Origin of the sequence: Bacillus sp. NH11B (assembly GCF_001884205.1) — a bacterium.
GTDB lineage: Bacteria > Bacillota > Bacilli > Bacillales > Bacillaceae_G > Bacillus_A > Bacillus_A proteolyticus.
This window is the reverse complement of the sequence record NZ_MAOG01000107.1, coordinates 21,123-35,684: the sequence shown is the minus strand read 5'-3', so window position 1 is coordinate 35,684 and position 14,562 is coordinate 21,123. Positions and strand designations below refer to the sequence as shown.

Sequence of the window (14,562 nt, the reverse complement as noted above, 5' to 3'; positions counted from 1 at the left end):
AAAGGAAAGATGAGGCTGACTCTTCTTTCCTTTTTTGTATTAGAAACTATAATGTAAAGTTATTATGTGTGAATTCCCTTTTTCAGCAGAATAGAAAATGAATCGGCATGAATAGGCTTACTGAAATAATAACCTTGAATAAACTGACATTTATTTTTTTGAAGGAAATTTACGTGTTCTTTCGTTTCTACACCTTCAGCAATGACAGACATTCCTAATGTATTTGCTAATGTGATGATCGTTTTAATGATTTCCATTCCATCTTCACACGTTTCAGACATTGTAATAAATTCTCTCGGAATTTTTAACGTATCGATTGGATATAAAGGTAAATATGATAATGAAGAATAGCCTGTACCAAAGTCGTCGATTGAAATGTGAACCCCTAAACTTTTTAGTGTACGCAGTTTTATCAATGTTTCTCTCTCATCCATCATTGCAATTCGTTCTGTTAATTCTAGATCAAGGGAACTTGCTTGTAAGCCTGTATTTGCTAAAGTAGAAGAAATAGATTTTACAAGGTCTTCTTGTTCAAATTCTTTAGCAGATAAATTTACCCCTATTTTTAAATGAGGATAGCCAGATGCATGCCAGTGCTTCATTTGCTGACAGGCTTGCTGTAATGTCCATTGTCCAATTGGAATAATTTGCAGTGTTTCTTCGGCAATTGGAATAAACTCGTATGGAGAAATAACACCTAATTCAGGATGATTCCACCTAATTAAAGCTTCTGCACCTATAATTTTATTAGATTCACTATCAACTTGAGGTTGATACAAAAGGAACAATTCTTCATTTTGTATTGCGTTTGGTAAATCTTTTTCTAATCGTAATCGTCTTTCGATTTTTTTAGCGATTACATCGTCATAAATAGAGACAGAGTTAAGCTCTTTTGCCTTTGCATCATACATTGCAACATTAGCGTTTTTCAGAAGTGTAGCGGTATCGATTCCAGAATGTGGATAAATAGCGATGCCGATACTCAGTGATAAAGTTAATTTATGCTCATGTATGAGAAACGGTTTTTTCATGTTTTCAAATAATTGGTTACATAACTTGAATAAGGAATCATGGTCCGTATAGTTTTCGATTAAAATTGTAAATTCATCGCCACCGATTCTTGACAGATGAGTATGTGATGGAAGACATGATTGGAAACGTTTTGCTACTTCTCCTAATATGTAATCGCCTGTTGAGTGTCCAAGTGTATCATTAATAACTTTGAATCGGTCTAAATCTAAATACAATAATGCAAATTCACTATTGGTTGCTTGTGCTCTTTTTATAGCCTTCTTTAATTTTTTATGAAAATAAGCTCGATTCCCAATTTTCGTTATCGTATCATGGAATGCTAAATATTTTATTTCTTCTTGTTGTTTTTTTAGTGCGGTAATATCCTTTACCATAATATAGCTTCCTGAAATTTGTCCATCTATCATAATAGGAACGATGGTAACGTATAAAAAATAAGTAAAGCCATCTTTATATTGAGAACTAAGTTGTAAGGATGCTGATTCTTGTTGTTTAACTTTTTCTAATGCAGATGCTAGTTTATGTTTATCTTCATCTAAAATAATCGAAAAACATGTTTCACCGAGTAACTCGTTCGTTGGTGCTCCGAGTAATACGCTTCCTGCTTTATTTACATTTAAGAATGTTCCATTTAAATCAATCGTAAAAATAGGATCAGGATGATACTCATATAAAGATTTCAATTTTTGTTGTTTTTGAGATAAAGCCTCTGATTTTTGGACTAAATCAGAGGTTCTTAAAGTAACTTTTTCTTCTAGTTGAGCATTAAATGCTTGTAGACGTTTTGTTAGGGAATTGTTTTGCGTACGTACAATAGAATGACGAATGAGTACGAAAACAAAAGTAATACAATTTCCTGTAATGAGAGTTGAAGATGCTGTTTGTTCTTTTAATGTAAACCCGATTAGTATTGCAACAGCAAGATATGGAAATACAACTAATACTTTTTTTCCTAGTATATGGTTTACAATGAAATAATTTTTATGACTATTATAATCTTCGGAAATAGCCCCAGCTATTGCGATAAGTAATATAGGTATTCTATATAAAAGACGTAATAATGTTATCGTGTCAGTTGATAAATGGTTATGTAAGTAAAAATAAATATAGTTAAAAGTTGCAGAGCTTATTAATACAAAAATAAAAATATAAATTTTCCGTTTGGAATTAAAAACAGTTGGACGGAAAAAGAGACTAACACCTAGTAGAAGAAATAATAGGTCTGCAATTGGATAAAGAAAGGAAAGAAAAATATCTCCCAGTGAAAGGGAAAATATATTTAAATTTGGCTGATTAAATAAATACCATTCTAATGTGAATATGGAAGTAAGTACTATACATATATCACAAATAAAGAACGCTTTTTCCCATTTATTGCACTCTTTTAAGATTTTATAGCAGAAAGCGATAAGGCAGAAGAATAGAAAAAACATGTAAAATACATCAGAAACAGTAAAACGATGTATTGGAAATTCGAAAAAATTCTCTTGATACGTATATACTATTTTTCCTAATAAAAAACTACCAATTGCAATTGTAATACATATCCAAAAAGGATTTGAACTAACTCTTTTAGAATATATAGAGTATATTAGTGATACAAATGTAATGGCTTCAACGATGAGTGAAGCGAAGCGTACATTGAAATTTGAAAAATGAGTAGGGAACAGAAAGAAAAACATAAAATAGATTGAATAGCATATTGGTGTTGTAATTAATATACATAGTTGTAAATTTTTATTTAATTTCAATAAAATCACCTTCTTAAAGTATGTACTATATTCGTAATATCTATACATAATAATATTACTAAAAGATTGTATCAGATTTCTTTATAAAAAGCATGCCTATAAGAAAAAATGAAGAATGTAATATTTCTTAAAATTGAAAAAATATTGAGTTCAATAATTTTTAGATTATAAGGAATGCAGATAGAATTTGTATATTTAGTCATCCTTTAGATTTTAAAGGTTTTTTAGTGATTTGCAAGAGGAGATGTAAAATTGCATATAAAGTGATGGGAACTTCTCTCTAGATAAGGGGAGTTTTTCGCTATTATAGAGTATTAATTAAGACCTTTGTATTTAGCTATTCTCATACTAATGAGGGATTAAAGAAACGTGTTAATTATATACAATAATATGTAATACAGTAATTAATTTTTAAGATGGAGGGAAAATCATGATGAAATGGGTGAAGTTTAGAATAGCACGTCCAACGGATAAGTTTGAAGAGGTTATAGCGTTTTATGAAGAAGGATTAGGCTTAAAACGTATAGGTGAGTTTTATGATCATGATGGCTATGATGGAGTCATGTTTGGTCTACCGGATGAAGAATATCATTTAGAATTTACAAGACATATAGATGGAAGCCCATGTACAGCCCCAACAAAGGATAATTTACTTGTGTTTTATATAAGAGAATATAAAGAAATAGAAAAAGTGAGTAAAAGGCTGCATGCAATGGGATACGATGAAGTAGAACCGGAAAATCCATATTGGAAAGAAAAGGGAATTACTATAGAGGACCCAGATGGTTGGAGAATTGTATTGATGCAAATAGAAGAATGAGGCTAGAGAAGTTTCGAATTTTGATAGAGTATAAGAAAAGATAAAAAAGCTTCCTTGGAGGAGATACACTCATAGGGAAGATTTTTTGTTTTTGTAATCTGAAAATTAAGATTTGAAATTAACTTCTGAAAAGATATAAAATGAGAACGTGTATTCTTTTGAGTTTGAGAGGATTGTTTTTAAAGGTGAATATAAAAATAGGGAGGTTTTTTTATGATATGCCGGATTAGGGATGCAGAATTATATTATGAAATCATTGGAGAAGGAAAGCCAGTACTTATCATACATGGCTGTGCTCCTGACCATAGGTTAATGATGAAATGTATGGAATCGGTATTTCAGAAATATGAAGGTTATCAACGAATATATATTGATTTACCTGGTATGGGAAAGTCGAACGCTCCAGATTGGATAAATAGTTCAGATCATATATTAGAAGTGTTAACTACATTTATTGAAGAAATCATTCAAAAGAAAGATTTTTTACTGGTAGGAGAGTCTTTCGGTGGATATTTAGCTAGAGGGATACTTTCAAAGGTGTTTGAGAGAGTGAATGGATTATTATTAGTATGTCCTGTTGTCGTAGCACAACAAAAAGAAAGACGATTACCAGATAAACAGGTAATTGTACGAGATGAGGAGTTTTTAAATACGCTAACTTCTACCGAAAGAGAAGAATTTAGTGAGTTAGCGGTGGTAGCAAATGAATATACATATACGCGATTTAAAGAAGAAATTAAGCCAGGGTTAGATGTTGCTAATTATGAATTTATTGAAAGGTTGCAAAAGAATTACTCTCTTACTATGAATTTTCATTGTAGAAAATATGAGAAGCCAGTTCTTTTATTGGCCGGAAGACAAGATATATCGGTAGGTTATCAAGATATTGTAGGAATCATTGAAGATTATCCAAGAGCGACATTAGCGGTATTAGATATGGCGGGACATAATTTGCAAATTGAACAGCCTGAATTATTTGAGAGTTTAGTTTCGGAGTGGGTTAGACGAACTGCTCAGCAAAGTTCATAAAAAAAGAATAAATTAATATTTTGATTGTATTCAAGTTTTGATACGGAAAAGATTAAAGTAATTAACTTATAAATATTTTTAAGGAGGAATTATGAATACATATATCTATATGGTTAGGCATGGTGAATCGCCAAAATTAGAAGGAAATGAAAGAACACGTGGATTAACTGAGAAGGGAATTTTAGATGCTCAAAGAGTAACTGAGATATTAAAAACAGAGGGAATTAATACTTTCATTTCAAGTCCGTATAAGAGGGCTATGTTAACGATAGAAGAGTCAGCAAATCTACATGAAAAAGAAATATTAGTATATGAAAATCTTAAAGAGTGTAAGTTTTCAAATGAAGATAAAATTATATCGGATAAGGAAGTGTATCCACTTGTAAAGGAGATGTTTTTTAATCCAAAATATGCACTGACGGATGGAGAGTCATATGCGGATTGTCAGAGAAGGGTAGTGAAAGTGTTAAAAGAAATATTAATGAATTTTCAAGGACATAAAATTGTAATTGGTACACATGGGCTTGTAATGACACTAATGATGAACTATTTTGATAATCAATATGGACTTGAATTTTTAATGAATACATCCAAACCGGATATATATAAGCTAGAATTTAAAGAAGAGCAATTAATGAATGTAGAGAGAGTATGGAAAGAAGAATGAAATGGGGTATATGGAGTGTGTTTTAAAAATTACCTTTAAAACACACTCTTTTGTATTAAGTTGAGTTTTAAATATTTTCACTAATATGTTCTTTGTTTTTGTTATTTAAAGTATGTAAGAGTTTTTGAAATACCTTAAATGAATGCTGGAATATTGGACTTTGAATAAAAGTGTATAGAAAAGTTACGATAAAAACAGGACCTCCTAGCATGTATCCAATGACTAGTACAAAGCATTCTACAATGATTCGAGCACGGCTAATAGATAACCCAGTTTTGTCAGAAATGGTAAGCATGAATCCATCGCGGGGTCCAGCACCAATACTAGCCGCAACGTACATGCCGCCCCCAATTCCTGTAATTGCAATACCAGAAAATAAAATGAGTAAGTTTATCCATAAATAATCACTAGCGTTTGGAAGGATTTTTGATTGTAAGAAAAAGTCCATAATAGGACCGATAAGTAGTGCATTTAAAAATGTGCCCACGTTTATATATTTTCGATCTACTAGTAAAGAGATAAGAACGAGACATAATCCACATATGACACTCCACGTACCAATTGTCCACCCAAATCGTTGGTAGAGAGCCATATTTAAAACTTCCCAAGGGTGTAAACCGAGGAATTTAACTTTGACTGCAAGAGCATTTCCAAGTCCAAAGAAAATTAATCCTAGGAAAAAAAGAAAATAGCGAAAGAGAGTTAGCCTCATCTTTAAAACCTCCCAATATATAATGATGTATATTACATGTTTGAATTTCAATGTACAAATATTATGTCTTTTTATAATTTATTAAAAATGTAAATGGATATATATTTTCACAGTCAAAAAAGTTAAAATATTTCGTTTTAAGGATTATAATAGAGAGAGAACTATAAAAGGAGTGAACGAATTTGAAACAAGAACTTATTGAAAGATTTACGAGATATGTAAAGATTGATACACAATCAAATGAAGAAAGTCATACAGTGCCTACAACACCAGGTCAAATTGAGTTTGGTAAGTTATTAGTGACAGAGTTAAAAGAGATTGGGTTATCAGAAGTGACGATGGATGATAATGGTTACGTAATGGCAACACTGCCTGCTAATACAGATAAGGATGTTCCTGTAATAGGGTTTTTAGCTCATTTAGACACAGCAACAGATTTTACAGGGAAAAACGTAAAACCACAAATTCATGAAAATTTTGATGGTAATGCAATTACGTTAAATGAAGAGTTAAATGTTGTGTTAACACCAGAGCAGTTCCCGGAATTACCATCATATAAAGGACATACCATTATTACAACTGATGGTACAACACTTCTAGGAGCAGATGATAAAGCTGGTCTTACAGAAATTATGGTTGCAATGAACTATTTAATACATAATCCGCAAATTAAGCACGGGAAAATAAGAGTAGCATTTACACCGGATGAAGAAATTGGTCGTGGGCCAGCGCATTTTGATGTAGAAGCGTTTGGTGCATCATTTGCTTACACGATGGATGGAGGTCCATTAGGTGGTTTAGAGTATGAAAGTTTTAATGCTGCAGGTGCTAAGTTAACATTTAACGGAACGAATACACATCCTGGAACAGCGAAAAATAAAATGCGTAACGCAACTAAACTTGCTATGGAGTTTAATGGGCATTTACCAGTAGAAGATGCACCAGAATATACGGAAGGCTATGAAGGATTCTATCATTTGCTTTCTTTAAATGGTGATGTCGAGCAAAGTAAAGCTTACTATATTATTCGAGATTTTGATCGTAATCATTTTGAAGCGCGTAAAAATAACATTAAAGATATTGTGAAAAACATGAAAGAGAAGTACGGTGAAGATGCGATTGTTTTAGAGATGAATGATCAGTACTATAACATGCTTGAAAAAATTGAACCAGTGCGAGAAATTGTTGATATTGCATATGAAGCGATGAAAAGTTTAAATATCGAACCGAACATCCATCCAATTCGTGGTGGAACAGATGGATCACAATTATCGTATATGGGATTACCAACGCCGAATATTTTCACTGGTGGTGAAAACTATCACGGAAAATTTGAGTATGTTTCGGTAGATACTATGGAAAAAGCCGTTCAAGTTATTGTAGAAATCGCAAGAAGGTTTGAAGAACAAGCTTAAAAAAACAACCAAGTAGTACGGATGTGCTACTTGGTTGTTTAGTATAGTATTCGCCACAAATAAAAAGTGGCGTAAGACTCCCAGTTTATCCAATTTGCTGCAAAATCTTTTATTTCATTTTTAGTCGGTTTACTTTCGGAACCTGTTATAAATTTAATTGCATTATGCAAACCAACATCATCAATTGGAAAAGCTGAAGGAAATCGTAAACAGCGCATTAAAACATAGTTGGCAGTCCACGGTCCTATACCATAGATAGCAGTTAATTGTTTTTCGGCAATCTTTATATCCTGTGTTTGTAGTAAAGATTCTTTTGATAGTTTCCCTTCTGCAATAAGCTCCGCGATACCGATTAAATATTCACATTTTCTAGTTGTCATTTTTAATTTTTTGAGATCTTCTACATGTAGATTTGCAATTGTGTCAGGTGATGGGAATATCCAATGTTTTCTATCGTGCCATTCTACATAATTTCCGAATTGTTCGACTAATCTTCTTTTTAGAGTATAGGCATATGTGAGGTTAATTTGTTGACCGATAATTCCCCAGGAAAGTGCTTCAAATAAATCTGGAATACCTAATGTGCGAAGCCCATAATACTCTTGAATAGGACCTTGAAGGAGTGGGTCATGTATAGCTAATTTATAAAAGGGAGCTAAATCAGTAGTTAAATCAAACCACTCTTTTACATAGTTAGCTACAGCATCGCATATCCATTTTTCAGAGATATATAATTCTCCTAAAAAACGTACTTGAATATTGCCATCAGTATTCATGCTAACTTCAATTAAAGGATTTACATCTTGAACAGGGATGACTTTATAGATTTTGTCATCTTCAATGTGAAACATACATTCATTGTTAGAACGTGATAGATAGCGCAAGTTTTCTTGAAAACTAAATTCTTTCGGAACAGTTAAAGTTAATGAGTCATAGCTAAGTTCGGTCATATAGGTTCCACCTGTAACGTTTCTAATGTAAGCAATTCTTTCTTCATTTCTAATCCTCCTCTAAAACCAGTCAGTTTTCCATCTTTTCCTATAACACGATGGCAAGGAATTGTAATGAGAAGGGGATTGGCGGCAATAGCAGTAGCAACGGCACGCACAGCTGTAGGTTTTTGAATGCTTTCCGCGATTTCTGAATAAGAATATGTCTTTCCATAAGGAATTTCACGTACCATATTCCAAACAGATAATTGAAATGCAGTTCCGTAAACATCGATAGGAATTGTAAAGGTTTCTAGTTTGGTTTCCAAATACTTGATAAGTTCTTTTGTATATGTTTGCAGATAATCTGGATTTTGGATGAATGTATGTTGTGGCAGTTTTTTGCTAGCCCACGTATTTAGTTCTTCAAAAGTTTCATTTTGCGATCCGATAAAGCATAATCCATTTGAAGTAGCTGCAATATGCATACGCCAATGTTTATGAATAAGCAATGTCCAATATATAGTTTTATTTTCATATGGTTTCATTATTTCATACCTCTTTTGTTCCGTTCTTTTTTCGATATTCAGTAGGAGTAAATTCGGTTTTCTTTTTAAATAAAGTTGCGAAATACTCTGGGTTTTCTATCCCAACAGCAGTGCTAATTTCCTTGATAGATTGATTTGTATGTGAAAGGTATTCTGCCGCTTTAACAATCCTGATTTGCTGTAAATATTCTATTGGACTTTTCCCTATCAATCTTTTGAAAGTGCGTTGTAAATGAAATGGGCTACCGTGGCACATTTCTGCGAGTGTGTCGAGAGTTAACTCTTCGTCATAATGCTTTTCAATATAGTCTTTAATTTGTTTTACCCACTCTTCATTAGGCAAAGCAATCCCATTTGGTTTACAACGTTTGCACGGACGAAAGTTTTCATGCAATGCTTGCTCTGCGTTTAGAAAAATTCGTACGTTGTTTTTATTCGGTATTCTTGATTTGCATGATGGCCGGCAAAAAATCCCGGTTGATTTCACAGCATAAAAGAATTTGTTATCATAGGAAGAATCATTATGAATAATAGCTTGCCAATGCTCACTTGTTAGCGTAAACTCTTCATTTTGCAAAGATCATCACCTCTGAAATTAGTATAACCTGAATCATGTGCGTATGTACGTATTCATAAATGTAAGAGCAAGATTACAAAGATGAAACTATGATAGGTTATCTATTTTGTGTTAGCATGAACTTTGAAAGTGAACATCAAGAGGAGGACTATAAGTGAAGTTAATTTCATGGAATGTAAATGGTTTGCGTGCAGTTATCGCGAGGGGTGGTTTTTTAGAATATCTTGAGGAATCCAATGCAGATATATTTTGTCTACAAGAAATTAAATTACAAAGTGGACAAATTGATTTAAATCCTGAGGGATATTATACATATTGGAATTATGCTGTGAAAAAAGGTTATTCAGGAACGGCTATTTTCACGAAAAAAGAACCGCTTTCTGTTACATACGGTTTAGGGATTGAAGAACATGATCAAGAAGGACGCGTTATTACATTAGAATTTGAAGATTTTCACATGATAACGCTATATACACCAAATTCAAAACGGGGATTAGAACGTTTAGATTACAGAATGAAATGGGAAGATGATTTCAGGGCATATATAAAGCGATTAGATAAAAAGAAACCAGTTATTTTCTGTGGTGATCTAAATGTTGCCCATAAAGAAATCGATTTGAAAAATCCGAAAAGCAATCGAAAAAATCCTGGTTTTTCGGATGAAGAAAGAGAGAAGTTTACAAATATTTTAGAGGAAGGCTTTGTTGATACATATCGCTTTTTATACCCTGAGCAAGAAGGCGCATATTCATGGTGGTCATACCGTATGGGAGCAAGAGCGAAAAATATCGGGTGGCGCTTAGACTACTTTGTAATTTCTGAAAGGCTAAAACATAAAATTACCGATGCGAAAATTAATAGTGAAATAATGGGATCCGACCATTGTCCGGTTGAATTACATATGGATTTCTAAAAAAAGAAGTATCTTCCTGAGAAAAGGAGATACTTCTTTTTTTGTTCAGTTTGTTAAAATTTTTCAAATCATTCTTGAAATAATTAAATATTAAATATATACTTAATAACGATAATCATTATCAATGATAATAGTTATCGTTGGTGGGAACGGCAAATAATTTCATACTAGGGGAAGTGAACGAGGATGAATCTTCATTTTACATAGATTTGTTAATGATGTGAAATATAGATGAAGGTTATGTTTCATATAATTAAGTTTAGTTGTTGGAATAATATATTTAAAGATTTCGAGAGGAGATATATCAATATGAACAAGAAATTATTTACATTAGGGATGGTAACAGTTTTAAGTGTAGGTTTGGCAGCATGTAATAGTGCAGACAACACTTCTGGGGAACAAAAGCAACAAACAAAAGCTACGGAAACGAAAAAAGATGAAACGCGAAAAATTACATATTTAGGTAAAGAATATACAGTACCAGCAAAAGTAGATAAAATTGCGACGGCTAGTTTAGAGTCAATGGAAGATGCGGCAGTACTTGGAATTAAACCAGTTGGTGCAATTACTGTAGGCGGTAAATTACCAAAGTATCTTGAAAAAGAATTAGAGGGTGCAAAATCTGTAGGTGAAAAGATGCAACCGAACTTTGAAACATTGCTTCAATTAAAACCAGATGTTATTACATCTAGTACGAAATTCCCAGCAGAAACAGCTGAAAAGTTTACGAAAGTAGCTCCGACGTTCCCAGTATCACATGTTTCAACAGATTGGGAAGATAACTTAAAGCTAATGGGAGAACTAACTGGTAAAAAAGATAAAGCAGAAAAAATTATTAAAGATTACAATGCGGACGCTGAAAAAGCAAAAGCAAAACTAGGAGATAAGTTAAAAGATAAAAAAGTACTTGTTATAAGACTAAGAGCAAACGAATTATTCCTATATCCAGAAGGAGTATACTTTAACCCTGTGATTTATAAAGATCTTGGACTAACTGCTCCAGAACAACTTAAAGCTGTAAAAGCACAAGAGAAAATTTCATTTGAAAAACTTGCTGAACTTAACCCAGATTATATTTTCTTACAATATGAGGCAAGTGAAAATAAAAACCCGAAAGTGCTAGAAGAAATTGAAAGCAATCCAATTTGGCAAAGTATGAATGCTGCGAAAGAAAAGAAAGTATTTGTAAACGTTGTAGATCCAATGGCACAAGGTGGTACAGCTTGGAGTAAAACAGCATTCTTAAAAGAAGCAGTGAAAAATTTATCTAAATAATACAATAAGTAAGGTGCGTTGAATGATATGCAGAAAACGAATGCAGTACCAGTAACCATTTTATGTATAGCACCCATATTGATTTTAATTATCGTTATACTTTCTGTTTTATATGGTGCGAAAAACATTGATGCTGAAACAGTGTGGAATGCATTATTTCATTTTGATTCAAGTGATGTAAATCATAATATTATTATTACTTCACGTTTACCAAGGGTAGTTGCAGCTCTTTTAGTCGGAGCATTTCTAGCCATATCAGGAGCACTTATGCAGGGGATGACAAGAAACTATCTTGCATCCCCTTCTATTATGGGTGTGACGGATGGGGCAGCCTTTGTTATTACACTTTGTATGATTTTTCTTCCGGGAATGTCATCAATTGGTATGGTTTTATGTTCAATGATTGGTTCTGCACTAGGAGCCGGTATCGTGTTTGGCTTTGGTTCGCTCCTTCAAAATGGCTTATCACCAGTTAGGTTAGCAATTATCGGAACAGTTATTGGAACATTTTTAAGTAGTGTATCTGCTGCAATGGCTTCATATTTCCAAATTTCTCAAAATGTTAGCTTTTGGTTTAATGCAAAATTAGATCAAGTGGACCCGAATATTATTAAAATCACGATACCTTTTGGGATAATTGGAATAGTTTTAGCGCTGTTAATATCAAAATCTATTACTATTCTTTCTTTAGGAGAAGAAGTTTCTATTAATCTAGGGCAGCGTACAAAGCTAGTTAAAGCGATGGCTATTTTATCAGTTATTTTTTTAACGGGAACAGCAGTTGCTTTAGTGGGGAAAGTTGGTTTTGTAGGTTTAATTATTCCGCATATTACTCGCTTTTTAATTGGGGTAGATTATAAGTGGATATTGCCATGTGCAGGTGTTATTGGTGGCGTTTTCTTAGCGTTATGTGATGTTTTAAGTAGATTTGTAAATTATCCATTTGAAACGCCAATTGGAGTCGTAACATCTTTAATTGGGATTCCTTTCTTCCTTTATTTAATCCGTACAAGAGGAGGAGAGAGACATGCTTAAAAGTTCAAGTCAACGTTTTGGAATGACGATGGGGATTATTATATTTTTAATACTATGTGCTATTTATATTAGTTTAACGAATGGTACGTTTGATATTACGATTATAGATGTATTTAAAACACTCCTTAGGATAGATCCAGTACCAGACCATGATTTAGTTATTTTTGAATTTCGTCTTCCGCGCATAGTAATTGCTGGATTAGTAGGATTAGGTCTCGGCGTTGCGGGTGCTGTAATTCAAGGGATTACGAGAAATGGCTTGGCGGATCCAGGTATTTTAGGAGTAAATGCAGGTGCAGGAACAGCAATCGTAATTTTTATGTTTTTCTTTCAAGGGCAATTAAAGAGCACAGACTGGGTTTCTATAATGATGATGCCGATGTTTGGCTTAATAGGTGGATTAGGTGCAGCGATAATGATTTATCTGTTTTCTTGGAAAAACGGTAAGCTAGACTCGCAGCGACTTTTATTAACAGGGATTGCAATTGGATCAGGATTTGGAGCCTTTTCTATGTATTTATCACTCAAAATGAAGTCAACTGATTTCGAGATGGCTGCAGTATGGGTGTCTGGAAGTATATATAGTGCGAACTGGAAGTATATTGTTGCGATGTTGCCGTGGCTTATCATATTAATTACTCTTATACAAAAGAAAGCTTATCTATTAGATTTATTCCAATTGGAAGAAACGAGTATTACAAGTTTAGGTGTTTCGGTAGAAAGAGAGAAATCTATTTTACTATTAAGTAGTATCGGACTTGTGAGCGCATGCGTTGCTGTTTCAGGAAGTATTGGTTTCATCGGACTAATGGCACCACATATAGCGAAAAGACTTGTTGGTATTCAGCATAAGCATATAATTCCTACGTGCGGAGTAATAGGAATGTTTCTTGTAATTGCCTCAGATTTTATTGCAAAAACAGTTTTCACACCTGTAGAGTTACCAGTTGGAATTGTTATTTCTATTGTCGGTGTACCGTATTTCTTATATTTACTTTATAAGGCGAAAGCGTAAGAGGGGGAATAAAAGTGAGTATTTTAAGTGCAAAAAATTTAGAAACGAGTTATGAAAAGCTTACCGTGTTTCGCGATTTAAATGTGGAAATACAAGAAGGAAAAGTAACGACAATTATAGGTCCGAATGGGTGCGGAAAATCAACTTTGTTAAAGACAATGGGACGGATTTTAAAACAAAAAAGCGGTAAAGTGTATTTGCAAGGGCAAGATTTAAATACAATTCCGACGAAAGAAATTGCAAAGCAGTTAGCTTTACTTCCACAAACTCCAATTGCACCAGGAGAGCTTAAAGTAGAAGAATTAATTTCTTATGGACGTTATCCTCATCGAAATAACGTAAATAAGTTAACTTCAAAAGATAAAGAGATGATTGATTGGGCACTAGATATAACGAAAACTTCTGAATTTCGAACGAGACAAATTGCAAATTTATCGGGTGGTCAACGACAAAAGGTATGGTTAGCGATGGCTTTAGCACAAGAGACAGAGGTATTGCTGTTAGATGAGCCAACTACATACCTTGATATGTCTCATCAATTAGATGTATTACAAATTGTGGAGAAATTAAATAAAGAACATAATTGTACAGTCGTAATGGTACTACATGATATTAACCATGCAGCGAGGTTTTCAGATGAAATTATTGCAATGAAGGAAGGGGAAATTGTTACAACTGGTAGTCCGGAAGAAATCATTACAAATGAAGTATTAAAAGAAGTATTTCATATTGATGCGCGTGTCATGATTGATCCGTATAACGGCTCTCCTGTTTGTTTCGGCTACGATAGCGTTGTATCGCAAGAAGAAAAAGTAGAAATATATGTAACAAGTTAAAAAGGGGG

14 protein-coding genes are annotated in these 14,562 nt (G+C 33.2%); 9 read left to right on the top strand and 5 right to left on the bottom strand.

Features of this window, described 5'->3' with window-relative positions:
* Positions 1 to 62: 62 nt before the first annotated feature.
* A complete protein-coding gene (locus BAU27_RS16520) occupies positions 63 to 2,783 on the bottom strand; it encodes a sensor domain-containing protein (RefSeq protein WP_071771485.1) in 2,721 nt (906 codons plus the stop codon).
* 430 nt (positions 2,784 to 3,213) lie between these two features.
* Here BAU27_RS16520 and BAU27_RS16515 point away from each other — a divergent pair, with 430 nt between their 5' ends.
* The 3 genes from BAU27_RS16515 (at position 3,214) to BAU27_RS16505 (ending at position 5,299) form a co-directional block, all read left to right on the top strand.
* On the top strand, positions 3,214 to 3,603 hold the full coding sequence (locus BAU27_RS16515) for a VOC family protein (protein WP_071771484.1): 390 nt from the start codon (positions 3,214 to 3,216) through the stop codon (positions 3,601 to 3,603).
* A gap of 213 nt (positions 3,604 to 3,816) precedes the next feature.
* Positions 3,817 to 4,632: an alpha/beta fold hydrolase gene (locus tag BAU27_RS16510; RefSeq protein WP_071771483.1), complete on the top strand. Its 816-nt coding sequence runs from the start codon at positions 3,817 to 3,819 to the stop codon at positions 4,630 to 4,632.
* Between the two features lie 91 nt (positions 4,633 to 4,723).
* Positions 4,724 to 5,299: a histidine phosphatase family protein gene (locus BAU27_RS16505; RefSeq protein WP_071746731.1), complete on the top strand. Its 576-nt coding sequence runs from the start codon at positions 4,724 to 4,726 to the stop codon at positions 5,297 to 5,299.
* 67 nt (positions 5,300 to 5,366) lie between these two features.
* On the opposite strand, the gene BAU27_RS16500 is transcribed toward BAU27_RS16505, so the two are convergent.
* Positions 5,367 to 6,011, bottom strand: coding sequence for a YczE/YyaS/YitT family protein (locus BAU27_RS16500; RefSeq protein ID WP_071771482.1), 645 nt, complete (start codon positions 6,009 to 6,011; stop codon positions 5,367 to 5,369).
* A gap of 182 nt (positions 6,012 to 6,193) precedes the next feature.
* Here BAU27_RS16500 and pepT point away from each other — a divergent pair, with 182 nt between their 5' ends.
* A complete protein-coding gene (gene pepT / locus BAU27_RS16495; protein WP_071771481.1) occupies positions 6,194 to 7,426 on the top strand; it encodes a peptidase T in 1,233 nt (410 codons plus the stop codon).
* 38 nt (positions 7,427 to 7,464) lie between these two features.
* On the opposite strand, the gene BAU27_RS16490 is transcribed toward pepT, so the two are convergent.
* Genes BAU27_RS16490 through BAU27_RS16480 form a run of 3 tightly spaced genes read right to left on the bottom strand, consistent with a single transcriptional unit; the run spans position 7,465 to position 9,480 of the window.
* A complete protein-coding gene (locus BAU27_RS16490; RefSeq protein WP_071746728.1) occupies positions 7,465 to 8,376 on the bottom strand; it encodes a DNA-3-methyladenine glycosylase family protein in 912 nt (303 codons plus the stop codon).
* Positions 8,373 to 8,903 (bottom strand): methylated-DNA--[protein]-cysteine S-methyltransferase, encoded by a 531-nt coding sequence (locus BAU27_RS16485; RefSeq protein ID WP_071771480.1) that lies wholly within the window; start codon positions 8,901 to 8,903, stop codon positions 8,373 to 8,375. The genes BAU27_RS16490 and BAU27_RS16485 overlap by 4 nt, the downstream gene beginning before the upstream one ends.
* A gap of 4 nt (positions 8,904 to 8,907) precedes the next feature.
* On the bottom strand, positions 8,908 to 9,480 hold the full coding sequence (locus BAU27_RS16480) for a bifunctional transcriptional activator/DNA repair enzyme AdaA (RefSeq protein WP_071746726.1): 573 nt from the start codon (positions 9,478 to 9,480) through the stop codon (positions 8,908 to 8,910).
* A gap of 154 nt (positions 9,481 to 9,634) precedes the next feature.
* Between BAU27_RS16480 and BAU27_RS16475 the strand changes: the two genes are divergently transcribed.
* The 5 genes from BAU27_RS16475 to BAU27_RS16455 all read left to right on the top strand — a co-directional run bounded on the left by BAU27_RS16475 (position 9,635) and on the right by BAU27_RS16455 (position 14,554).
* Positions 9,635 to 10,393, top strand: coding sequence for an exodeoxyribonuclease III (locus BAU27_RS16475; protein ID WP_071746725.1), 759 nt, complete (start codon positions 9,635 to 9,637; stop codon positions 10,391 to 10,393).
* Between the two features lie 309 nt (positions 10,394 to 10,702).
* Positions 10,703 to 11,668 carry an iron-hydroxamate ABC transporter substrate-binding protein gene (locus BAU27_RS16470; protein WP_071746724.1) on the top strand — a complete coding sequence of 322 codons (966 nt, stop codon included), beginning with the start codon at positions 10,703 to 10,705 and terminating at the stop codon, positions 11,666 to 11,668.
* Between the two features lie 27 nt (positions 11,669 to 11,695).
* Positions 11,696 to 12,703, top strand: a complete 1,008-nt coding sequence (locus tag BAU27_RS16465; protein WP_071771479.1) for a FecCD family ABC transporter permease — start codon at positions 11,696 to 11,698, stop codon at positions 12,701 to 12,703.
* On the top strand, positions 12,696 to 13,718 hold the full coding sequence (locus tag BAU27_RS16460; RefSeq protein ID WP_071771478.1) for a FecCD family ABC transporter permease: 1,023 nt from the start codon (positions 12,696 to 12,698) through the stop codon (positions 13,716 to 13,718). The genes BAU27_RS16465 and BAU27_RS16460 overlap by 8 nt, the downstream gene beginning before the upstream one ends.
* 14 nt (positions 13,719 to 13,732) lie before the next feature.
* Complete coding sequence (locus BAU27_RS16455) at positions 13,733 to 14,554, top strand: ABC transporter ATP-binding protein (RefSeq protein WP_000025778.1); 822 nt, start codon at positions 13,733 to 13,735, stop codon at positions 14,552 to 14,554.
* The last annotated feature ends 8 nt before the right edge of the window (positions 14,555 to 14,562 follow it).

Coding starts and splice junctions, on each gene's coding strand:
- BAU27_RS16515 (WP_071771484.1), top strand. CDS start 3,214: ATGATGAAATGGGTGAAGTTTAGAATAGCACGTCCAACGGATAAGTTT.
- BAU27_RS16510 (WP_071771483.1), top strand. CDS start 3,817: ATGATATGCCGGATTAGGGATGCAGAATTATATTATGAAATCATTGGA.
- BAU27_RS16505 (WP_071746731.1), top strand. CDS start 4,724: ATGAATACATATATCTATATGGTTAGGCATGGTGAATCGCCAAAATTA.
- BAU27_RS16500 (WP_071771482.1), bottom strand. CDS start 6,011: ATGAGGCTAACTCTCTTTCGCTATTTTCTTTTTTTCCTAGGATTAATT.
- BAU27_RS16490 (WP_071746728.1), bottom strand. CDS start 8,376: ATGACCGAACTTAGCTATGACTCATTAACTTTAACTGTTCCGAAAGAA.
- BAU27_RS16485 (WP_071771480.1), bottom strand. CDS start 8,903: ATGAAACCATATGAAAATAAAACTATATATTGGACATTGCTTATTCAT.
- BAU27_RS16470 (WP_071746724.1), top strand. CDS start 10,703: ATGAACAAGAAATTATTTACATTAGGGATGGTAACAGTTTTAAGTGTA.
- BAU27_RS16465 (WP_071771479.1), top strand. CDS start 11,696: ATGCAGAAAACGAATGCAGTACCAGTAACCATTTTATGTATAGCACCC.
- BAU27_RS16460 (WP_071771478.1), top strand. CDS start 12,696: ATGCTTAAAAGTTCAAGTCAACGTTTTGGAATGACGATGGGGATTATT.